Annotated in this window: 22 protein-coding genes; 11 read left to right on the top strand and 11 right to left on the bottom strand. The window is 61.7% G+C overall.

Features of this window, described 5'->3' with window-relative positions; genetic code table 11:
• Positions 1–2 precede the first annotated feature (2 nt).
• The gene (gene trhO / locus AC0V6X_RS03675; RefSeq protein ID WP_486183240.1) at positions 3–929 is read right to left on the bottom strand and encodes an oxygen-dependent tRNA uridine(34) hydroxylase TrhO; all 927 of its coding nucleotides are present in this window, start codon (positions 927–929) and stop codon (positions 3–5) included.
• Between the two features lie 124 nt (positions 930–1,053).
• Here trhO and AC0V6X_RS03680 point away from each other — a divergent pair, with 124 nt between their 5' ends.
• Both AC0V6X_RS03680 and AC0V6X_RS03685 read left to right on the top strand, forming a co-directional pair.
• On the top strand, positions 1,054–2,007 hold the full coding sequence (locus tag AC0V6X_RS03680; RefSeq protein ID WP_486183241.1) for a hypothetical protein: 954 nt from the start codon (positions 1,054–1,056) through the stop codon (positions 2,005–2,007).
• A gap of 16 nt (positions 2,008–2,023) precedes the next feature.
• Complete coding sequence (locus AC0V6X_RS03685; RefSeq protein WP_486183242.1) at positions 2,024–2,662, top strand: hypothetical protein; 639 nt, start codon at positions 2,024–2,026, stop codon at positions 2,660–2,662.
• Between the two features lie 3 nt (positions 2,663–2,665).
• Here the strand turns inward: AC0V6X_RS03685 and AC0V6X_RS03690 are convergent, their stop codons facing one another.
• The 3 genes from AC0V6X_RS03690 to AC0V6X_RS03700 form a co-directional block, all read right to left on the bottom strand.
• Complete coding sequence (locus tag AC0V6X_RS03690) at positions 2,666–3,760, bottom strand: branched-chain amino acid aminotransferase (RefSeq protein WP_486183243.1); 1,095 nt, start codon at positions 3,758–3,760, stop codon at positions 2,666–2,668.
• A gap of 890 nt (positions 3,761–4,650) precedes the next feature.
• Positions 4,651–5,226 carry a hypothetical protein gene (locus AC0V6X_RS03695; protein WP_486183244.1) on the bottom strand — a complete coding sequence of 192 codons (576 nt, stop codon included), beginning with the start codon at positions 5,224–5,226 and terminating at the stop codon, positions 4,651–4,653.
• A 12-nt stretch (positions 5,227–5,238) separates the two neighbouring features.
• A complete protein-coding gene (locus AC0V6X_RS03700) occupies positions 5,239–5,838 on the bottom strand; it encodes a hypothetical protein (protein ID WP_486183245.1) in 600 nt (199 codons plus the stop codon).
• 34 nt (positions 5,839–5,872) lie between these two features.
• On the opposite strand from AC0V6X_RS03700, the gene AC0V6X_RS03705 reads away from it, so the two are divergent.
• Positions 5,873–6,649: a TlyA family RNA methyltransferase gene (locus AC0V6X_RS03705; RefSeq protein WP_486183246.1), complete on the top strand. Its 777-nt coding sequence runs from the start codon at positions 5,873–5,875 to the stop codon at positions 6,647–6,649.
• A 184-nt stretch (positions 6,650–6,833) separates the two neighbouring features.
• Here the strand turns inward: AC0V6X_RS03705 and AC0V6X_RS03710 are convergent, their stop codons facing one another.
• Positions 6,834–7,493: a DUF6969 family protein gene (locus AC0V6X_RS03710; protein ID WP_486183247.1), complete on the bottom strand. Its 660-nt coding sequence runs from the start codon at positions 7,491–7,493 to the stop codon at positions 6,834–6,836.
• 85 nt (positions 7,494–7,578) lie between these two features.
• Between AC0V6X_RS03710 and AC0V6X_RS03715 the strand changes: the two genes are divergently transcribed.
• The 3 genes from AC0V6X_RS03715 (at position 7,579) to AC0V6X_RS03725 (ending at position 9,338) form a co-directional block, all read left to right on the top strand.
• A complete protein-coding gene (locus AC0V6X_RS03715) occupies positions 7,579–7,851 on the top strand; it encodes a pentapeptide repeat-containing protein (protein WP_486183248.1) in 273 nt (90 codons plus the stop codon).
• A gap of 384 nt (positions 7,852–8,235) precedes the next feature.
• Entirely contained in the window at positions 8,236–8,784 is a 549-nt protein-coding gene (locus tag AC0V6X_RS03720; RefSeq protein ID WP_486183249.1) for a TspO/MBR family protein, read from the top strand.
• A gap of 305 nt (positions 8,785–9,089) precedes the next feature.
• Complete coding sequence (locus tag AC0V6X_RS03725; RefSeq protein ID WP_486183250.1) at positions 9,090–9,338, top strand: accessory factor UbiK family protein; 249 nt, start codon at positions 9,090–9,092, stop codon at positions 9,336–9,338.
• Positions 9,339–9,349: 11 nt separating this feature from the next.
• On the opposite strand, the gene AC0V6X_RS03730 is transcribed toward AC0V6X_RS03725, so the two are convergent.
• Together AC0V6X_RS03730 and AC0V6X_RS03735 are read right to left on the bottom strand one after the other, a co-directional pair.
• On the bottom strand, positions 9,350–9,973 hold the full coding sequence (locus AC0V6X_RS03730) for a dimethylsulfonioproprionate lyase family protein (RefSeq protein ID WP_486183251.1): 624 nt from the start codon (positions 9,971–9,973) through the stop codon (positions 9,350–9,352).
• A complete protein-coding gene (locus AC0V6X_RS03735) occupies positions 9,970–11,418 on the bottom strand; it encodes a hypothetical protein (protein WP_486183252.1) in 1,449 nt (482 codons plus the stop codon). The genes AC0V6X_RS03730 and AC0V6X_RS03735 overlap by 4 nt, the downstream gene beginning before the upstream one ends.
• Before the next feature lie 160 nt (positions 11,419–11,578).
• On the opposite strand from AC0V6X_RS03735, the gene recO reads away from it, so the two are divergent.
• From recO to AC0V6X_RS03750, 3 genes are read left to right on the top strand one after another with little or no spacing between them, the layout of a single operon-like run.
• The gene (gene recO, locus AC0V6X_RS03740) at positions 11,579–12,178 is read left to right on the top strand and encodes a DNA repair protein RecO (RefSeq protein WP_486183253.1); all 600 of its coding nucleotides are present in this window, start codon (positions 11,579–11,581) and stop codon (positions 12,176–12,178) included.
• A gap of 12 nt (positions 12,179–12,190) precedes the next feature.
• Positions 12,191–13,255: a 3-isopropylmalate dehydrogenase gene (gene leuB / locus AC0V6X_RS03745; protein ID WP_486183254.1), complete on the top strand. Its 1,065-nt coding sequence runs from the start codon at positions 12,191–12,193 to the stop codon at positions 13,253–13,255.
• 14 nt (positions 13,256–13,269) lie between these two features.
• Entirely contained in the window at positions 13,270–14,361 is a 1,092-nt protein-coding gene (locus tag AC0V6X_RS03750) for a glycosyltransferase (protein WP_486183255.1), read from the top strand.
• A gap of 103 nt (positions 14,362–14,464) precedes the next feature.
• Here the strand turns inward: AC0V6X_RS03750 and AC0V6X_RS03755 are convergent, their stop codons facing one another.
• Both AC0V6X_RS03755 and AC0V6X_RS03760 read right to left on the bottom strand, forming a co-directional pair.
• Positions 14,465–15,826: a phospholipid carrier-dependent glycosyltransferase gene (locus AC0V6X_RS03755; RefSeq protein ID WP_486183256.1), complete on the bottom strand. Its 1,362-nt coding sequence runs from the start codon at positions 15,824–15,826 to the stop codon at positions 14,465–14,467.
• A 44-nt stretch (positions 15,827–15,870) separates the two neighbouring features.
• Entirely contained in the window at positions 15,871–16,311 is a 441-nt protein-coding gene (locus tag AC0V6X_RS03760; protein WP_486183257.1) for a hypothetical protein, read from the bottom strand.
• Positions 16,312–16,421: 110 nt separating this feature from the next.
• On the opposite strand from AC0V6X_RS03760, the gene AC0V6X_RS03765 reads away from it, so the two are divergent.
• Entirely contained in the window at positions 16,422–16,967 is a 546-nt protein-coding gene (locus tag AC0V6X_RS03765) for a TetR/AcrR family transcriptional regulator (protein WP_486183258.1), read from the top strand.
• 12 nt (positions 16,968–16,979) lie between these two features.
• Entirely contained in the window at positions 16,980–18,197 is a 1,218-nt protein-coding gene (locus tag AC0V6X_RS03770; RefSeq protein WP_486183259.1) for a trans-sulfuration enzyme family protein, read from the top strand.
• A gap of 64 nt (positions 18,198–18,261) precedes the next feature.
• On the opposite strand, the gene AC0V6X_RS03775 is transcribed toward AC0V6X_RS03770, so the two are convergent.
• The gene (locus AC0V6X_RS03775) at positions 18,262–20,922 is read right to left on the bottom strand and encodes a bifunctional aconitate hydratase 2/2-methylisocitrate dehydratase (protein WP_486185508.1); all 2,661 of its coding nucleotides are present in this window, start codon (positions 20,920–20,922) and stop codon (positions 18,262–18,264) included.
• Positions 20,840–21,025, bottom strand: coding sequence for a hypothetical protein (locus tag AC0V6X_RS03780; RefSeq protein ID WP_486183260.1), 186 nt, complete (start codon positions 21,023–21,025; stop codon positions 20,840–20,842). The genes AC0V6X_RS03775 and AC0V6X_RS03780 overlap by 83 nt, the downstream gene beginning before the upstream one ends.
• Between the last annotated feature and the right edge of the window lie 111 nt (positions 21,026–21,136).

Here is a 21,136-nt window from a genome sequence, read left to right on the forward strand (position 1 = left end):
CGTCAGTTGCTGCGATCAAGGTGTAAATCGCGCCGCTGCTTTTCAAGTTCACGCTGACGCTGGCGTTCTGCATAGCGGGCGCGTTGTTCTTCGCTTTTCTCATCTGCGCAGTAAGGGCACGACACGCCTTCAACGTAGAGATCGCTGCCCATGTCCTCGTCCGATATCGGACGGCGGCAAGCGCGGCACAATCCGTAATCGCCCGGTTCAAGGCCGTGTTTGACTGTCACCCGCTCGTCAAAGACGAAGCAGTCGCCGTTCCACTTGCTCTCGTCCTGCGGTACGGTTTCTAGATATTTGAGGATGCCGCCTTTCAGGTGGAAGACGTCTTCGATGCCCTCGGACCGCAGAAAGCTGGTCGATTTCTCGCAGCGTATGCCGCCGGTGCAGAACATCGCGACCTTCTTCTTGCCTTCGAGCAGTTCATCGCGGTGGGTGCGGAACCACGCGGGGAAGTCGCGGAAGGCGGCCGTCTTGGGATCAACCGCGCCCTCAAACGTGCCCACTGCGACCTCGTAATCGTTTCGCGTGTCGATCACGAGCGTGTCAGGATCAGAGATCAGCGCGTTCCAGTCTTGCGGGTCAACATAGCGCCCGACGCTCTCACGTGGATCAACTTCCGGTTCACCCATGGTCACAATCTCGCGCTTCAGCCGCACCTTCATGCGGTGGAAGGGAGGGGTGGTGGCATAGGAAAACTTGACCTCCAACTCCGCGCATCCAGGGAGCTTGCGAATGTGATCGAGCACCGCACCAATCGCGTTGTCGGAGCCAGCAATCGTGCCGTTGATCCCCTCATTGGCCAGCAGCAGAGTGCCTTTTACGCCTGCCTCCTCACACGCGGCGAGCAGCGGTTCGCGCAGGGCCTCAGGCGCCTCGAACGGCGTGAAACGGTAAAGCGCGGCGACGGTGTAGGATTGCTCAGCCATGGCTGACGCGATTTAGTCACTGCCTGCCGCGCTGGCAATGATGGGCGCACGCCCTTCAACTGGACAGTGCCGGCATGCCTTGCGATACTCCTCGCTTTACAACGCAGTAACGGGGGCACGAAAGTTGGCTGAGGAAGATAACGGTCCTGACGAAGCCGTCGGCCACGCTGCGCCAGAGCCGAACCCGATCCGGCGCGCGGTTGAGTTCATTGGAGAACATCCTCTTGCAACTGGGCTGCTGGCGATTCTGGGCTTTGTGGGTTTCATATTGTCGCTTGGCGGCTTTTTTCTCGATCGGGCTGACGCCGACGCGAGCACTGAGCAGATGGCCGGAGTAGGTGATGACACGACAGTGATTCGTGACGTGGTGACGGCTGAGTGCACCTCCCCGCCGTGCTGGAGCTTGATGGAAATCGCTCAATTCAGCACTTTGGGGCGGCCCAAGGATTTGCTTGATCGCAAGCTTCCTGATCCTGACCGACGCGAGGAAGGGGCGACCTTCTACATCGTCGAAGGATGCCGTGTTCGGGTCGAATATATCGACGATTCCGTTGTTTACTTCTCAATCGCGCTTGAGAAAGAAGGCGATCCTTCCAACCCCGATGGCCGCAGCGCAGAGCCATGCAACTTCGATTTGCGGGCGATGGAAGTGAGCGATCTCGACGACGTTCCTCCCTTCAGCGTCATGACGCTGGGCAGCGTGCTCAATTTCACATCTTCGGGGCTCGAAGCGGGCGATTATGTGCTCGACGGTGGGAATATGATGTCTCCCTATTTCAACTTCTACGAGGAAGGTTCGCAGGCCCAAAGCAATCGCCGGCTCTATTTCGAAACCGATTTCAGCACCTTTGGTGAGAGTGATTTTGAACCGCTCCGATCATTCCGTGAGGCGATGTCCGCATTGGAGGATCGCAACCGCGACTATCGGGGGAACCCCCTCAACAATGTCTGCGAGACCAGCCTGAACAGCGCGATCGAAGCGCATTTGCGCGATGTGCGAGTGACCGCGATTGGGCTTGGTTTCAACCAGCGCACCCTCGACCGCTCTGGCGGATCACCGCGCGTGGTTTGCCCGTGAAGCGCTGAGAAGACCTATGCCCTCAGGCCTGTTTTTCCCCGCGCTCCTGCTGTCCCTGCTTCCGCCGGACGCGCCTGAGCCTCAGGCGAGTTCTTGCGGCACTTTTCCGGCGGCCATCAGCGACACCATCTATGGGGGCTATGCCGACTGCAACCTGCGCGATATTGGCGAGAAGCCGCTCTGGCGCGGGCTGCCCGAAGGCAAGACGCAGGTGATGCGGTTCACCTTCAATCATGGGCACAGCTTCTACTTCCGCACGGTGCGGATCGAAACGCGCGAGGATGGCACCAGCGAACTCATCTACGATGGTGAGGACTTTCAGCGCCCAGCATCGCGAGGCTCTCCGCGTCGCCCGTTCGGTCGTATCGCCAAACGCCGTGTCCCGTTGACGGAAGAGCAGATGGCGCGGATCAACGAGCTGGTCGATGCCTCAGGCACGTTCAATCATGAAATCGGGACTTGGCACAGCGAAGATGGAGAGCGCATTTTCCTCTCCTGCCAAACCCTCGACATGGAGCGGGTGAACGCGCAAGGCTATCGCTTCTCGACCGTGAATATCAGCTGTTCACGCCCGGCGAAGCTGGTGCCCTTGGTTGAAGAGATCGCGCGGCTGGCAGGGATGGAGACGATCCACAACGGGTGGACGTATCGGTAGGGCCTAAACCCGCATCACCCAGTCATTCTGGTCCGCAATCGCGCCGTTCTGCACGCCGACCAGCTTTTTGCGCATTTTCTCGGCCATTTGCCCGATGCCGCCAGTGCCGATTGTGAACTCACCAGCGGGGGAGGCGACGGTGCCGACGGGGGTGACCACCGCAGCCGTGCCGCAGGCGAGCACTTCGAGCAGCTCTCCGCTCTCCGCTTCCTCGCGCCACTGGGTGATGGAGTATGGCTCTTCGCGCACTTCCAGGCCTTCCTCGCGCAGCATCGCAATCAGCGAATCGCGGGTGATGCCGGGCAGGATCGTGCCGGTGAGGGGAGGGGTGATGACGCTGCCGTCGCGGCGGATGAAGAACAGGTTCATGCCGCCCAATTCCTCGACCCACTTCTTCTCGACCGCATCAAGGAAGACGACCTGATCGCAGTCATTGGCGATAGCCTCGGCCTGAGGGACGAGGGAGGCCGCGTAATTGCCGCCTGTTTTCGCCGCGCCGGTGCCGCCGGGGGCTGCGCGGACGTAATCTTGGGAGACCCAGATTTTCACCGGGTTCACGCCGCCTTTGAAGTAATTCCCGCTCGAGACGAGGATGACGACGAATTTGTATTGCTTGGCCGGACGCACGCCGAGGAAAGCCTCGGAGGCAAACATGAAGGGCCGGATATAAAGCGAGCCGCCGTCAACCGGGGGCATCCATGCTGCGTCTTTCTGAACGAGCAGACGCACCGCTTCGAGGAACAGTTCCTCGGGAATCTCCGGCATTGCCATCCGCCGCGCGCTGGCGTTGAAACGCTGAGCATTCGCCTCAGGCCGGAACAGCGCCATGCCGCCATCCGCGTGGGCAAAGGCCTTCATCCCTTCGAAGATTTCCTGCGCATAGTGGAGCACGCTGGCCGCCGGATCGAGCGGAATAGCCTCACGCGGACCAATGCTCGCCGAGTGCCACCCGCCTCCCACAGAACCGGGGGCGCCTTCGTCATAGTCGATCACGACCATGTGGTCGGTGAAGACCTTGCCGAAACCGGGGTCCTGGATGCGGGCAGCGCGCTCTGTATCAGGCGTGGGCGAGGGGTGAGGAATGTGCGTGAACTGCATGGGACAAGCGATTAGTGCGGAGCGGCTTGAGTTGCAAGAACTGTGGTTGTTGCGCGAGGGAGTCTTTTGCTTGTGTTCGCCCATCCGGGGAGAGTTTTTTGTTTTGCGCAGCCCCATCCGGGGCTGCGTCCTCGCTAGATGTCCTCCGCTACGCTTCGGACCCGCTGCGGGCGGGCAGTCGCCCTTGCGGTCCGCTAGTCGCGGCCCGCGCTCCGCGGTCACGCAGCTAGGTCGCACTAGGCCCTCGGACTGGAGGGTTCGGGGAAGCGCTGATAGCGAGCCGACCAGGCGAGCCAAAGGCCGACTGGCCGCCGCCGCTTATGCGGCGAAGCCAAGCGGGCCGGATGGCCCGCGCCCGGCGTTTGAGGGCGCAAAACAAAAGACTCCACCCGGATGGCCCCGCCGGCGCTTGAGGCTAAACAAAAATGAAAAGGGCGTTTCCAGCTTGTCGCGGGAAACGCCCTTTCATGGTCAGCGGCGGTAAGCGCCGCTCACGAAGTCTTACTCGGTGTTGAGATTTACCGAATATACCTCGCGCGGAAACTTGCCGACCTCTCTACTGAACCATGAGACATCGGATCACCTCCTTTCGCGCTAGTAAGCCAAGACCCCGAGCCGTTTCACTGGGGGGCCGAGAGCCGCGTTCGCCGCTGGCCTCACCGACCTTTCTGAATCATCGCGTGGGCGCACACAAGACTTGTATTTTACTTTTCCCACGTCATACTTTTGCGGCTGCCCAGAACAGATATGTGATGATGCCTAAGGGCTTGCCGAGGAGCTCCTAGGGACGCTTCTGCTCGACCGCCCAGCATGTGGATAGGCTGTGGGCGGTTTGGGGACAAGCCTGTGGATATTAACGTATAGAATCGGGTAAGGGTGAAGTGCCCTCCTCACCTACAATCCTCAATCACCCGGCTCAGTTCGGGCCATGCGGGGATGTAGAGCGTGAAGTGGCCTTCCATTTCAACCGCAAACCGCCCTCTTGTAATAGCCATTGCGTCGAGCATCGGTGCATCCACCGGCAGTTCGACCGCGGCATAACGGCCGCTGTGGGAGAGGCTCTGGAAGGTCTCGACCCGCGTTTCGGTCACAATCCGGATGGCCGGGGATTGCTCAAACTGGCCGGGACGCACGATCCGCACCTTTTGGTTGGTGAGGTCGCAGATAACGGACAAAGTGCGCCGGTCCGGGTCATTGCCGAAACTGGCCATTGTCGCCTCAAAGCGCGGGGCGATGGGGTCATCGCTTTGGGTGAAGAAGTTGGACGATGTGAAATTGCCATCATACCGCCAGTCACCGCTCGTTTGCGGCGCGTCGAGATAGTCCTCTTCGAGTGGCTCCAGCGGACTTTCATCCACGTTCTGCGGTGATGCAGCCTCGCTGACCCTTCGATCTTGCGCGAGCACCAGGCCTAAGCCCAGTGCGATGAGCGCCGCTAAACCAAAGGAGATGTGCCGGGACTGCATATCAACCGTGCGCTACCTGCAATCCTCGATCACTCGGCTGATCTCCACCCATGCGGGCAGGTAGAGCGTGTATTCGCCTTGCACGCCAATTGCGACACGGCCTTTGGTGATGGCCATGGCATCCAGCAGAGGGTCTCGCGGGTTCAGCGTTGCGGCAATCAGCAATGTGCCACTTCCAACCGGCTCGGCCTGCAATTCGCGTGTGGTTGTCTCTGTCGCAATGCTCATTGCGAGCGGCGTCGACGGAGCGTAGGCCAAGACCCGGCCAAGACCCACCTCGCGCGTATTCTTGTCGCAGCGCACCATGAATTGGATATCCGTCTGTGATCTGAAAACCGCCAACGTCTCCCCTGCCTCTTCAACATATGACCAGTCGCCCGGCGTCTGAGGCGCATCCAGGTAATTCTCAAAAACCGGTTCTGGAATGATGGGTGGCGGAGGAGGCGGTGTGGGCGTAATGGCTGGCGGTGGAACGGGAGTGGGTGCAGGGGCGGGCGCAGCCGCGACCTCCTCAACCGGTTCTGCAACGAAGTTGCCACCGGCTGAGACACAGCCGGAAACGGCCAGACAAACGGCGAGCGCGGCGGCGGCGTGGAGATAGGTTGCTTTCATGTGCCCTAAATGCGCGCTAACGCCTGAAGGGTCCATGAGTAATTCGCCCAAACCTCACAAAAAAGCGCCGAAAAAAGGGCCCAAGAAACGCGTCGACCATTTGCTGGTTGAGCGTGGCCTCGCTGAGAGCCGCACGCGTGCTCAGGCGCTGGTGATGGCTGGAGTGGTTTTCCTGGGCGAGGCAAAGGTGGACAAGCCGGGGCAACAGGTGCCCGAAGACGCCGATCTCGATGTGCGGGGGCGCGATCATCCTTGGGTCAGCCGGGGTGGGATCAAGCTGGCGCACGCTATCGAGCATTTTGGTTTAGACCCTAAGGGCGCGGTGGCGATGGATATCGGCTCCTCCACCGGCGGCTTTACCGATGTGCTGTTGCAGGGCGGGGCTACCCACGTCTTTGCAGTCGACAGCGGCACCAACCAGCTCGCCTGGAAGCTGCGGCAGGATGAGCGCGTGACCGTCCACGAACAGACCAGCGCGCGCATCCTCACCCGCGATCACATCACGCGCGACTGCGACTGGGTGGTATGCGATGCGAGCTTTATTGCCCTGTCCAAAGTGCTCGAGCGGCCGCTGGAACTCGCGGCTCCGAACTGCCGCCTCGTCGCCCTCATCAAACCGCAATTCGAAGTCGCCCGCGAGGAAGTCGGCAAAGGCGGCGTGGTCCGAGACCCCGCTCTGCACGAGAGGGTGTGCGGCGAGGTGCGCAATTGGATTGAGGGCCTCGGCTGGCAGGTCGAGGGAATCGTCCGCAGCCCAATCACCGGACCACAGGGCAATGTGGAGTTTTTAATTAGCGCGGTGAGGGTTTAGCCTAGTTCCAGCACAATCTTGCTGCGTAGTGGCGGAGCACGGGCCGCGCAGCGGACCGCAAGGGCGACCGCCCGCCCGCAGCGACACGACCTTAAGGTCGTGTGAGCGAGGACATCGCACCCCGGATGGGGTGCGGAAAACAAAGACTCCATGGATTGCTTCGCCTTCGGCTCGCAATGACGAGCTAACCCAACTCCAGCGATCCCAGCTTCTCATCCAGATCGATTGGGATCTGGCTGAGTACCTCGATGCCGCTCGCCTTTTCGTAAGCCGCTTCCTCGCCATGCTCAGCCACCAGCTCTGCTTGTTTGGCGTCGCGTTCGCGCAGCAGCTCTGCGATTTCCTCGCGGTAGAGGGCGACCATCGCGGTGACGAAGCGGTTGACGCAGTCGTCTTCCTTGGTGTGGTCGACGTTGAAGTCTTCCAAATGCTCGATCATCACGTCGGCGGGGAAGAGAAATTCGTTAGTGACGAAGCGGTTCACTGTGAACCACGCGCGCGGGATGCCGAGTGTGTTGATGGATAGGCCGACCAGGTGCGTGACATGCGCCTTGCATTCCTCACCTTGGGGCGGCCACACTTTGGGCTCCAACCCTTCGGGCAATTGCGTCCGGTGGAGGAAGAGGTGGAAGTGGCCATGCTCGTCCTCATCCCGGCTGCCCGGCGCATGGACGTGGTAGTACCAGCGCGATTTGCAATGTTTGTCGCGCGCATCCTTGGGCGGATAATGCTTCCAGAAATTCGCCCCATCTTCGGGCACGACGCGAAGCATCAGCGGGCGCTGTTCTTGCGCCATCTGAGTGATCGTTTCGATAACGATATGAGCGGCTTGGACCTTATCCATCGGAGGCCTTGCTAAGATACAAAACGGCCGACGACAACCGTGGTTATCGTCGGCCGGATTGTTTTACGCAAAAGCGTAGCTGTGCTTGCGATTACTCAGCAGCGGCGCAGCAGCCTTCAGCCGCGCAACCTTCAGCTTCGCAACCTTCAGCAGCGCAACCTTCAGCGGCGCAACCTTCAGCAGCGCAACCTTCAGCGGCGCAACCTTCAGCAGCGCAGCCTTCAGCGGCGCATGCGTCTGCATTTGCTTCGGTGTCAGCACCGGTGTCTTCTTCAGCAGGCGGGGTGCACGCTGCGGTCGAGATGGCGAGGCCGCCAGCAACAGCCAGCATCGATGCAAAATTGGTCTTTTTCATTAATTTCGTCCCCTCATTGAGCTGTCCCGAATTCGGGTTGAAGCTCATGTGACACAAGTTCGGCGCGCGAGAATCAATCCTGCCGAACCGCGCCTCGAATCACGGCAAGAATGTGGCGAAGCTATCACAATGGACTGGAAGCGCGAGGGGAAAAATGCGTTTCTTATCGCCAGCCCAAGTCATCCTGGCGCAACAATTTGTCAGCTACCCTCGGCAAATGCACGCTTTTCAGGGGAAGTGTGGCAGGTTTTCGGGGAAGTTTTATTGGGCAGCGATGTTGCGATTTGGCGGCTTGTTGCCGCTCGTGTATCGCCCGTTCGCGTCAAAGGGATCGCCTCAAGAGGGCGCGAATCGAGCGCCCATTTGTGAATTGGTTCAGGAGAATAGATGAACTTTCTGGCTTCCAAGTCTCAACTGCGTGCCAGCTTCATTCGCTGGGCGCTGTTTCTGGTGCCACTGATCGTGCTGCTTGGCTTTACCGCTGGCCGTTTGGGCAGTCCGGATACGGTCTGGTTTGAGAGCCTGACAAAGCCATCCATCTTCCCGCCGCCGATGTGGTTCGGCATCGTGTGGAGCGCGATTTACGTCCTGATCGGCATCGCGCTGGCCCTGGTCGTGAGCTCCTGGGGAGCTTACGGGCGTGGGCTCGCGATTGTCGTGTTCGTCCTGCACTTCATCGGCAATCTTGCCTGGACGCCGGTCTTCTTCGGGATGCAGAATATGCAGGGCGGGCTGATCGTGCTGATCTATGTGGTGGTCACTTTGCTAGGCGTCATGGTCGCCTTCTGGCGCGTCAGGCGGCTCGCAGCTGTGCTGCTGATCCCCTATCTTGCATGGGCGAGCTTCGCGAGCGTCCTGAACTACCAGTTCATCGTCGAGAACCCCGATGGCGGGGCGGGTGATGGCGCAGGGGCAGCGCAGCGGATTGAGTTTTGAGGTGAGGTGAGTGGCTCCGCCGCGGGGAGTCTTTTGTTTGCGCCCTCAGACGCCGGGCGCGGGCCATCCGGCCCGCTTGGCTTCGCCGCATAAGCGGCGGCGCGCGGTCGCGCGCTGGCTCGCCTGAGGGCTCGCGATTATCGCCAACCGGAACCTTGGCCACGGCAGTCAAAGCGCGACCGCGCGTCTGCAGGCGCCCGTAGCGAAGCGAAGGAACAGCGCCGAGGAGTTCGCCCGGATGGGCGAACACAAACAATCAAATCAAACTCTGGACAAACCCGTCTTGGTTCACCATTTGCACAACCATGCAAAGCCAAAACCCGATCATCGCCGACTTCGTCAAAATCGCAAACAGCGCCGCTGGCACTATGGCCGGTATGACGCGAGAAGCGCGGGAAAATGCGCGCGAGCGTATGCGCGAAGCTTTGGGCGGCATGGACTTCGTTAGCCGCGAGGAATTCGACACGGTCAAAGCCATGGCGCAAAAGGCGCGTGAGCAGGCCGATGCTCTCGAAGCCAAGGTCGCTGAGATGGAAAAGAAGCTGGGCAAGTAAGCCCTACGCATTCATTCCATTTGTGAAGGCGTCGCCACGTCGCCGACCCACATCCATGGGGCGAGCAGAGCGTTCTCGCCTGCGCGCATCGCGTGGAAGGCGAAGCTGGGATGGACGATGACTTCGCCAAAGTCGCGGGTCGCAAAATCATTGTGATCCATCGCCCATTGGGATTGCGGCGCAAGGGTGATGTAGACCTCTGCTGCCGGGTGATTGTGCCAGGCGTAATGCGTCTCGGGCGCGATCAGTGTGAGGCCTGCTGCAAATTCGCGTGACTGCACGGGCGCACCGTCGCCGACCAGCACGCAAAAGCCGAAGCTTTGCTGAAACCGCGTGGTCGCGCCTTCCGGATCATAGCCAAACTCCCAGCGCGAATTGCCTGCCACTGCAGCCACCGCATCGACCAAGCTTTGGGCGTGGTCGCTGACGGCAAGCGAGCGCGCCTTGCTCAAGGCATAGTCCAGCACTGATGTCACGGGCGGAGCGGGCAGGGCATCGACTTCGCGCCAATCGGGATTGGCCAGGACAGCGTCCGCCGCTTTGATGCATTCCGAAATCTCCGAAGCACGCTCCTGCTCTTGCGCTGCGTAATCACGCACGGCGCTGACAAAGTCGAGGATCGCTGCGTTCTTCATGATCCGTTGACCCAGCCCTTCAACTTGTCAAACGCAGAGACGATGGTGTCCGACAGCGCCCAGATCAGCGCCGCCAATCCGCTCATCACCAGCACGCCCAGCACCAACAGCAAAGAGCGATCCGGTGCGCCGACCATGTTGTTGACGTCGTGCAGCACGATCATATCGGCAATCACGCTCAGCAGAGTGAGGAAGGTGAACAGGCCGACGATCCGCGTCGTGCGGCGGCTGGAGATTTTCTGGGCTTGATCGCGCAGGCCCTGAATTGTCGCTGCCGCATCCTGCTGGATCTGGTCGAGCGATTTGAGCAATTCCTCTGAATCGTAAGCATGCCAGACAGAGCGGTAGCGGGTCCGGTCCTCACCCTCGACCACAACTTTCTCCGGCTGGCTTTCAAACTTCATCATCGCAACGATCTTCTGGAAATCCTCGATCTCGTCCATGTTGCGGGTGATCTGGCGCAGCGAGAGCTTGTGCTGCCCGCCATAACTCGCCGCGATCCCGTAAAACCCTTCCGAGGCGCAGAAGAGGCCCGACCAATACATCTGCACCAGCGCCCAGAGCAGTTTGGTGCGGTGAACCTCTCCGCTTTCGGCATGGACGCGGTCATAGAAGCTCACTTCCTCCAACGCTTCGCCCCTGATGCGGTCGCCCGAGGCGGCGCTGCGGCGAACCAGAGCAACCGCGCCTTCAAACCCTTCATGGCTGACCGGGATCTTGTCAGATCCGGTATAGCCGCCGTCTTCGTTGGCTTCGTTGAGGAAGTTGTAGGCGGCGCGGCTCAGCTGCTCTTCGGTGACCATCTGGGCGGGCTTTTCAAACCCGGAATCGATGAAGAGGAGATTGCGCGAAACCGGCCCGCAGAAGAACGCGGCGCGGCGAGGGAGCACCTGCGCGTCATAGCTGGGCTTCAGCCGGTTGGGCACGCCGCCCAGATGCTTTTTCAGGAACGCACTGATATGTTTGTCGACGACGGTGAAATCGACCTGCGCTTCGTTGATCCCCGCATTGAGCGCCTGCACCACGAACAGCTTTGCGCGTTCGGCACGGCAGGCAAAATCCTCTACCCCGATGGAGGAGACATTGGTGCACTCGACATGGATTTCGAGGCACCCCATGCCGTAATCGAAATAGGTGAGCCGCGCGCACAGGTCGGAGAAGATATCCTCTCCCAGCAGCTGGGCGATTTCGTCGATGAAGCTCTGATCCAGTTCCAGGTCGGCATAAAGCTGGCCATAGCGCCGGTTCTTGATCGTGCGCGGAAAGGCAAAGCGCTCCATCTGCCACGTGAGGCCGGTGCGCGCGTTGAGGTATCCCATCAACGATGTGAGCAAGCGGGGCCGCTCTGCCGGGGCCATGCCGACCGATGCGGTGGAGGTCCAATAGGGCGCGACAAAGAACAGCTGCGCGCGGTCGTCGGCGGCAAATTGGACCAGTTCAGGCATTTCGCCGCTTTTCCCCCTGTTTGCGCGCGGCACATGCGCGCTTGACGGGGCTATGGTGCGCAAGGTTGTCCTGTCAATGGCGAAGCCCCGCCAAACTGAGGGGCCCGGGCGAGCAAAGCCGCTTGCATCTTGCGCGCCAGTGCGGCCAAAGCGTGAGGCCATGAACCTTAGCGCTCCCGCCATTCTTGTCGCTGCCCGCCCGCATGGCGAGACGGCGGTGATTGCGCGTTTGCTGACTGAGAGCCATGGCCTTGTCGCGGCCTATGTCGCAGGCGGGAGAGGGCGGCAGCTGCGGCCCGTCATGATCCCCGGCAATGCGGTGGAGGCGGAGGTGCGCTCCAAGTCGGACAGCCAACTGCCCTTTGCCCGCGTCGAATTGTCGGAAAGCCGCGCTCCGTGGATGACCGAGCCTTTGCCGGCGAGCGCGATTGGCTGGGCTTGCGCTCTCACGGCCAGCACTCTGCCCGAACGCAACCCCTATCCCACGCTCTACACCGGCCTCGACGCGCTGCTTTCTGCCATCTGCCATGCACCCTCGGCGCGCGGCTGGCTCTCCGTCATGGTCACCTATGAAGCGATGCTGCTGCGCGAGCTGGGCTATGGCGGAAACAAGCCTGACGCGAGCGGCGATTTCGAAGCGCAATTCGAAGCCTTCCGCCTGCTCCACCGCCCGATCCGCGACTACCTGCTTGCAGGTACCACCCGCGATGTTATGGCGGCACGGGTTCAGCTGGGTGAGCGGCTGAAGAAGATGCTGTAGGGGAGGGTCTCCATGAAAATTGCCATTCTGCCCGGAGATGGGATCGGACCAGAAGTCACATTGCAAGCGGTGAAGGTCATCAAGGCGCTCGACCTGCCGGGCCTGACCCTGTTTGATGCCGATGTGGGCGGAGCCGCGTACCACCGCCACGGCCATCCGCTGCCTCCCGAAACGCTCGACATTGCGCGTGGCTGCGATGCGGTCCTGTTCGGAGCGGTAGGCGATCCGACATGCGACAAGCTGGATCGCCATTTGCGCCCCGAGCAAGCCATCCTTGGCCTGCGCAAGGAGCTGGACCTCTTCGCCAATCTGCGCCCGGCAAAGGTGTTCAAGGGGCTGGAGCATCTCTCCCCCCTGCAACCCGAAATCGCGAGCCAACTCGACATGATGATCGTGCGGGAGCTGACGGGTGACGTCTATTTCGGCGACAAAGGCGAGCGGGTAGCGAATGATGGCAGCCGCGAAGGCTGGGACATGATGTCTTACTGCGAAACCGAGGTGCGCCGCATTGCGCAGGTCGCTTTCCGCACCGCGCGCGCTGGCGGGGACAAGCACCGCGTCACCTCCGTCGACAAGGCCAATGTGCTGGAAACCTCGCAGGTCTGGCGCGACACGGTGACGGACGCGGCGAGCGCGCATCCTGATATTGAGCTTAGCCATATGTATGTCGACAACGCCGCGATGCAGATCATCTCCAATCCGGGCGGCTTTGGCGTGATCCTGACCGGCAATCTGTTCGGCGATATCCTGTCCGACCTTGCCAGCGCGGCCGTGGGCTCGATCGGCCTGCTTGCGAGCGCCTCTATGGGCGACCGCCGGACCGAGCATGGCATCTTTGGTCTTTACGAACCCATCCACGGCAGCGCGCCGGACATTGCCGGACAGGGCAGCGCCAATCCGATGGCGACGATCCTGTCGGCGGCGATGATGCTGCGCCACTCCTTTGGGCTGGAGGCAGAGGCCGCGCGGATCGAAGCGGCGGCGGAGAAGGCTCTCGCAGATGGATTCCTCGGACGAGACCTCGGCGGAGAGCACGGAACTGAGGCGATTGGTGCTGCTGTGCTGGAACGGCTCTAGGAGCAAAACCCGCCATGACCCTTGATCTGGCGATCATCCTTCCGACGCTGAACGAGCGCGGCAATCTTGCGCCTTTGGTGGAGCGGATCGAGGGGGCGCTCGGAAACGACGGATGGGAAGTCCTGATCGTCGATGACAACAGCGCGGATGGCACGGCTGACGAAGCGCGCGATCTTGCCCACTCCGACCGCCGGGTGCGGGTTATCCAGCGGATCGGCAGGCGGGGCCTCGCCAGCGCCGCCATCGAAGGCTTCTGTGCGACAGCTGCCACATATGTCGCCGTGATGGACGCTGACCACCAACACGATCCAGCCTTGCTCGCCGGAATGCGCGAGGCCTTGCGGAGCGGAGAAGCCGACATTTGCGTCGCCAGCCGTTTTGCTGAAGGGGCGAGTACCGTCGATTGGGCAGAGCCGGAGCGCGAGAAGCTCTCCGACTTCGCCAACGCACTCGCCCGCAAGCTGACCGGCGTGGAGCTGACCGACCCAATGAGCGGCTATTTCATGCTCCCCTCCGCCACGGCACGCGCGCTGGTGCCGCGCCTGTCGGGGATCGGGTTCAAGATATTGCTCGACCTGCTCGCGACCTCTGAGGAGACCATGCGGGTGAAGGAATTCCCCCTAAACTTCGCCAAGCGCCGCGAGGGGGAGAGCAAATTGGACCGTGCCATCGCCTTCGATTTCCTCGCCGGGCTCTATGACAAGACGCTGGGCCGCGTGATCCCGACGCGGTTTGCGCTGTTCGGGACAGTCGGAGCCGCCGGAGTGGTGGTCCACTATGCGGTGCTGGGCGCTGCCTTCATGGGCGGGATCGGCAAATTCTGGCAAGCGCAGCTCGCCGCCGTGCTGGTGGCGATGAGCTTCAACTTCCTCCTCAACAACTGGCTGACCTATCGGGATAAACGCCTGACCGGAGCTGGCGCTCTGCTGCGCGGCTGGATCGGCTTTTGCCTCACCTGCGCGGTCGGAGCCTTCGCGAATGTGGCCGTGGCGAGCCTGCTCAACCTGCAAGGCCTCTATTGGGCGCTCGCGGCGCTGGCGGGGATACTGGTTGGCTCGGTGTGGAACTACGCCCTTTCGAGCCGCTTTGTGTGGGGGAGGTATTAATCCATCGTCATTGCGAGGCGACGCAGTCGCCGTGGCAATCCAGAGCGTATCGCGATCCGCTCTGGATTGCTTCGCTTCCGGCTCGCAATGACGAAGGTATCCCCTAACGCCAGCCCTCAATCCATGCCCAGTCGGCGAAGCTCATTGCGTCGTCGAGTGGGCCGGCTGAGAGGATCGGGAAGAACAGCGCGAAGAACGCTACGCTGGCGACCAGCACGCCATATGCGATCCGCTCACGCCCCGCTTGGCGCAGGTCAGACAGGGCGAGGGCGAGCGCTCCCAGCAGGAACAGGCTGGGCGTTACATAGTGATAGTAGAACTGCACCGACTTGGGCGCGATCAGCCATAGGCCAAGGCTCACGCCGTAGCCGACCACGACCGCGATCTTCGCCCAATCGCTGCGCATCAACCCGTTGATCAGGCACCATAAGAGCGCGAACAGCCCCAGCACCATCGTCAGCGGATTGCCGATCAGCAGCACGCCGCGCTGCGCTCCATCGGTGTGTTCGTAAAGATACCAGATGCCGCGCGTATTCGTGACCCATTGCGGCCAGTTGCTCTGGTAGGCGTGGGGCTGGAGCACCTGTTGCTGGAGCGCGAGTATCTCCTGATGCAGGCCGATAATGCCGTTCGTGCTAAGCGGGGAGGGGCGCAGATATCCTTCCAACCAATAGCCCGGCGCAAAGGTCGCGGCATAGACGGCAAGCGGCACGATGCCGAGCCACAGAAACGCCTCCAACAGGCTGATCCCCGGCACCGGAATGCCCCTCCGACTGGTGAGAAGCCTTTGCCGCCCCGCCGACAGCCGCGCGGCGAAGAAGGTGAGGCCGAAAACACAAGCCAAAGGCACTGCGTTCCACTTGGCCCCAAGCGCGCAGCCAATGGCGATGCCTGTGAGCGCCAGCCGCCAGCGCCCGGTCTCCGGCTCGCGGATAGCAGCGGCGAATTGCCAGGCGGCGAGCGCGAGGAAGCACACCATGAAGATGTCGAGCATCGCGATGCGTGACTGGATGAAGAGGTGGAAGCCGCTCACCAGCAACACCCCGAAGGCAACAGTTGCGAACCGATCATGGCTCGCATGCCACAGCGCGCGCATCGAGGCCCCTACCGCGACCACTCCGGCGATCCAAGGCATGATCCGCCAGCCCAGCGGCGTGTCTCCGAACAGCTGCATGCCCAGCGCGATCAGCGTCTTGCCCAGCAGCGGATGCTCACGGTTGATGTATTCCGCATCCACGCCCGCCCATGCGTTGAGCAGCTCGCGCGCGGCGGGCAGGTAGTGGACTTCATCAAAGAACGGGGTGGAGGGCGTGGTCAGCCGGATCATCGTGATCGCGGCAAAGACCAGCGGGACGGCAAGGCACCACGCCCATGGGTCGGCAGGGTGGTGCGGCATGCTTGCCGAAACCGCGTCGTGCAGCTCGTCGGCAGAATCGGTTTCGACGGGGGAGGCGACCTCAGACATCGGGCGCGAGCGTTAATCCCGCGCCCGGTGCCGGGCAAGAGGGATTAAGCAGGCGCCGCGTCAGCAGCGGGCTGGGCAGGCGTGGATGCCGCGTCCTTTGAACCTTGCGCCGCATTCTCCAGCCAGAACAGCCGCGCGCACATGGCGAGGATGCCGATGCTGGCGGTCGAGGCGCAGAAGAGCGCCCATAGCGGCACGTTCATGCCGACAGCGCGGGCTCGCGGAGCGATGAAGAAGAAGGCGACGATCACGCACATCACCAGATCCCACCAAACCTGGATGCCGGTCAGGTTGGCGGAGTGATTGGTGAGGAACATCACGATACCCTCCTGCCAGATCTGGACGCCCGTATATCCTGCAAACAAAGCCGAAAGCGACGCCGCGGCGAGCGCATTGCCGGCGGTTGGCTTCGCAATCAGAATATAGGCGGCGGCAATCGCGGCGGCACCAAGGATGATGAAGAAGAGAATTTGCAGATAATCCATCGGAGGTTCTCCCAGAGAAGGCTCGAAGTGTAGCACTCGCTACAAGGGCTTCTAAACTAATGTAGCATACGCTACAACCCCTCCTGATTATGGCAACCACAAAACCCCAAATGTCCAAGGAAACGCTGCTCCCGCTGATGGCGGCCCATGTGCTTGAGCATGGGCTGGGCGGGGCGAGCCTGCGTCCGCTGGCCAAGGCGGCGGGGACTTCGGACCGGATGCTGATCTATCACTTCGGCAACAAGGAAGCGCTGCTCGCCGATCTGCTTGAGTATATCGCGGGGGTCTATTCCGCCGCGCTCGAAATGGCGTTGGGGGACGAGCGGCCGACCAGCCGGCAGGAGTGCTTTGCACGTATCCTCGCGCTGGGGCGAGGCGCAAACATGCAGCCCTTCATGGTGCTTTGGTGGGAGATTGTCGCGGGCAGCGCACGCGGCATCCCGGGCTATAAAGAAGCAGCCGAGGCGATGATCGCCAAGCAGCTCGACTGGCTTGAGAGCCAGATACCTGAAGGCGACCCTGATCCTGTGGGCGGGGCGCGCTATTTGCTGACGCTGCTGGAGGGCACTTTGATGCTGGGCACAGTCGGCCATGCGAGGACGGCGCGCGAAGGACTTCTTGCCAGTGATCTTGCGGGCGACCTCTCGGGCGACTAAGCGGCTCAGGCGATGAAGAAGACCACCGGACAGACCCGCGCCACGACGCGCAAATGGCGCCCTGCGACACAAGCGGTGCGCGGCGGCACTTGGCGCTCCGAACATGGCGAGACGAGCGAGGCGCTCTTCCTCACCTCGGGCTACACCTATGATGACGCGCAGACGGTTGCGGACCGCTTTGCTGGCGAGGCCGAGGGCATGACCTATTCGCGCCTCCAGAACCCGACGGTGGCGATGTTGGAGGAGCGGATCGCGCTGATGGAGGGGGCGGGCGCCTGCCGCGCTCAGGCCTCAGGCATGGCGGCGATGACTGCCGCGCTTCTGTGCCAGCTGGAGACCGGAGACCATGTCGTCGCCGCGCGTGCCGCGTTTGGATCTTGCCGCTGGCTGGTCGACAATCTGCTCCCCAAGTTCGGGATCGCAACCACCGTGATCGACAGCGCCGACAATGCGCAATGGGAAGCGGCGATCCGCGACAACACGCGAGTTTTCTTCTTCGAGAGCCCCGCCAACCCGACGCTCGATGTGGTGGACCTCGAATTCGTCTGCGGGCTCGCCAAGTCGCGCGGGATCACCACTGTGGTCGACAACGCCTTCGCCTCGCCAGCCTTGCAACGCCCGATGGAGTTCGGCGCGGACGTGGTGGCGTATTCTGCGACCAAGCTGATGGACGGGCAGGGCAGGGTCCTCGCCGGGGCCATTTGCGGGAGCGAAGAATGGATCGAGGAAACACTCCTCCCCTTCCAGCGCAACACCGGGCCAAACCTCGCGCCGTTTAACGCATGGGTGGTGCTCAAGGGCCTCGAAACCCTCTCCATGCGCGCGCACCATCAAAGCCGCAGCGCTGTGACCCTCGGCGAATTCCTAGAGCCGCGCGTGACCGCAGCGGGCGGAGCCATGCGCCACCCCGGCCTGCCGGGCGATCCGGGCTATGAACTCGCCAAGAAGCAGATGGAGGCGACGGGTCCGATCTTCGCCTTCGACGTCGGAACCCGCGAGCGAGCCTTCGCGATCCTCGACGCGCTCGAGCTGATCGACATCTCCAACAATATCGGCGATTCCCGAAGTCTGATGTGTCACCCGGCGAGCACAACCCACGCGGGCCTCTCCGACGAAGCCCGCACCGAAATGGGCGTCACCGAGGGCCTCTTGCGGATCAATGTAGGTTTGGAGGACATCCAGGACCTGACCGAGGACATGGACGCCGCGTTGAAGGCGGCTGGGATTTAGGCTCCAACGAAAAGGCCGGGCGTCACCACCCGGCCTCTCCAAATTTCGCTTCGTCGCTCCCGCCTTACGCTGCCTGTAGCGGCGGGGCGTATTCGGTCAGTTTGATGCCTTCCACCGCCGCTGTGTATTCCTCGAGCGACGGCGTGCGGCCGAGGATTGTCGAGAGCACCACGACCGGGGTGGATGAGAGCAGGCTCTCGCCCTTTTTGTCGTCGGCGTCTTCGACCACGCGGCCTTGGAAAAGCCTCGTCGAGGTTGCCATCACCGTGTCGCCCTTGGCGGCCTTTTCCTGGTTGCCCATGCACAGGTTGCAGCCCGGGCGCTCAAGGTAGAGCATGTTCTCATATTCGGTGCGCGCGGCGTTTTTGGGGTTCGTGTCGTCAAACTCGAAGCCTGCATATTTGGCGAGCAGGTCCCAGTCGCCTTCCGCCTTCAGCTCATCGACGATGTTGTAGGTTGGCGGGGCGACAACCAGCGGGGCCTTGAACTCGACCTTGCCGTGCTGCTTTTCGAGGTTCTGGAGCATTTGCGACAGGATCTTCATGTCGCCCTTATGCACCATGCACGATCCGATGAAGCCCAGGTCCACTTCCTTGTTCCCGCCATAGTATGAGATCGGACGGATCGTGTCGTGGGTGTAACGCTTTGAAATGTCGTTGTTGTTGACGTCGGGGTCAGCAATCATCGGCTCGACGATCTGGTCGAGGTCGACGACGACTTCTGCGGCGTATTTCGCATTTGCATCAGGGCGCAGCGCAGGCACTTCGCCCGAGCGGATTTCCGCGATCCGCGCGTCCGCCTTGGCAATCAGGCCTGCGAGCACGCCCTTGGCGTTGTCCATGCCCTTGTCGATCATGATCTGGATGCGCGACTTGGCGATTTCGAGCGATTCAATCAGCGTCTCATCCTCGGAGATGCAGATCGAGGCCTTGGCCTTCATCTCGGCGGTCCAGTCGGTGAAGGTGAAGGCCTGGTCGGCAAGCAGAGTGCCGATGTGAACTTCGATCACGCGGCCCTGGAAGACGTTGTCGCCGTGGGCTTTCAACATCTGCGCTTGCGTCGCGTGGACGACATCGCGGAAGTCCATGTGGTCTTTCAGCGTGCCCTTGAAGGTCACCTTGACGCTCTCAGGGATCGGCATGGTCGCCTCGCCCGTGGCCAGCGCCAGAGCGACAGTGCCAGAGTCAGCGCCGAACGCAACGCCCTTCGACATGCGCGTGTGGCTGTCGCCGCCCACGATGATCGCGCGGTCGTCGATGGTCAGGTCGTTCAGCACCTTGTGGATCACGTCGGTCATCGCCGGATAGTTCCCCTCAGGGTCACGCGCGGTGATGAGGCCGAATTTGTTCATGAAGCTCATCAGCTTCGGAATGTTGGTCTGGGCCTTCTTGTCCCAAACCGACGCTGTGTGGCAGCCCGACTGATAAGCGCCGTCCACCGTGGGCGAGATAACGGTCGCCGCCATCGCTTCGAGTTCCTGAGAGGTCATCAGGCCGGTCGTGTCCTGCGAACCGACGATGTTCACGCCAACCCGCACGTCAGAGCCTGCGTGGAGTGTCTTACCCGGCGTAGTGCCCACAGCGTTGCGGTTGAAGATCTTCTCGACAGCCGTAACTCCTTGGCCTTCGTGCGAAATTTCGCGGTTGGGGGCGTAGGCGGAGACCAGCTCTTGTCCGAGCGTCTCGCACGCAAAGGTCTGGAGCTTTTTGCCAAAGACCACGGCGTAGGAACCGCCTGCCTTCATGAACTCGACCTTTTGCGCGGTGAAGGCGGAGGACACATCGGCGAGCTCTTCGTCGCCATTGTAGAGCTTCTTCAGCTTCGTGTTGATCGTCAGCACCGTGCCGGTTGCGACCGAATAGGCCTGCTCCAGCACCGGATCGCCATAGCCGTCGCGCACAATCTCGCCGTTTTCGTCGGTCTTCTTGACCCAGTTTTTAAGGTCTAGCCCGATCCCGCCGGTCACGCCGACGGTGGTTAGGAAGATTGGCGAAATGCCGTTCGTGCCCGCCACAACCGGCGCGACGTTGACGAAGGGGATGTAGGGGCTCGCAGGCTTACCCGCCCACAGTGCCACATTGTTGACGCCCGACATGCGCGAGGAGCCAACGCCCATCGTGCCTTTTTCCGCGATCAGCATGACGCGGGCGTCCGGGTGCTTTTCCTTGAGCGCAGTGATCTCTGCCTGAGCGGCCGGCGTAATCATGCACTGGCCGTGCAACTCGCGGTCGGAGCGTGAGTGCGCTTGATTGCCCGGTGAGAGCAAGTCGGTCGAAATATCGCCTTCGCCAGCGATGTAGGTGACGACCTTGATCTCCTCGGGGATGTCGGGGAGCTGGGTGAAGAACTCGGCCTTGGCATAGCTCTCCAGAATGTCGGTGGCGACCGCATTGCCGCCCTTGTGCGCCTCGGCGAGGCGTGCGGTGTCGGCGTCGTAGAGGAAGACCTGCGTTTTCAGGACGCCTGCCGCCTGCGCCGCGATGGCTTGGTCTGCTCCCAGAGCAAGGTCGAGCAGCACCTCAACCGAAGGCCCGCCGCGCATGTGGGAGAGCAGTTCAAACGCGAAGTCCGGGGTGATTTCCTCGACGCTGGCCTTGCCGAGGATGATTTCCTTCAGGAACGCCGCTTTCACGCCCGCTGCGCTAGTCGTGCCGGGCAGCGTGTTGTAAATGAAGAATTTGAGGGAGTTCTGCGCGCGCCGGGTGCCGGACCTCTTCGATGTGATAGATCAGCTCTTTGACGAGCGCCCCGTCTTCGATCGGCTTGGGCGAAAGCCCCTGCGTTTTGCGTGTTTCGATCTCGGCGAGGTAATCGTCGTAAAGGCTCATGGGAATCCCGTCCATTTCCGTCTGCCCGCAATGGGCGTCAAATTGTGAGGGCGCAGCGCTGATCCTGACCGTCCAATGGTGGGCGCTGCGCATGTGAGGCCGCTGGTATGG

The organism is Erythrobacter sp. S267, from assembly GCF_057365045.1.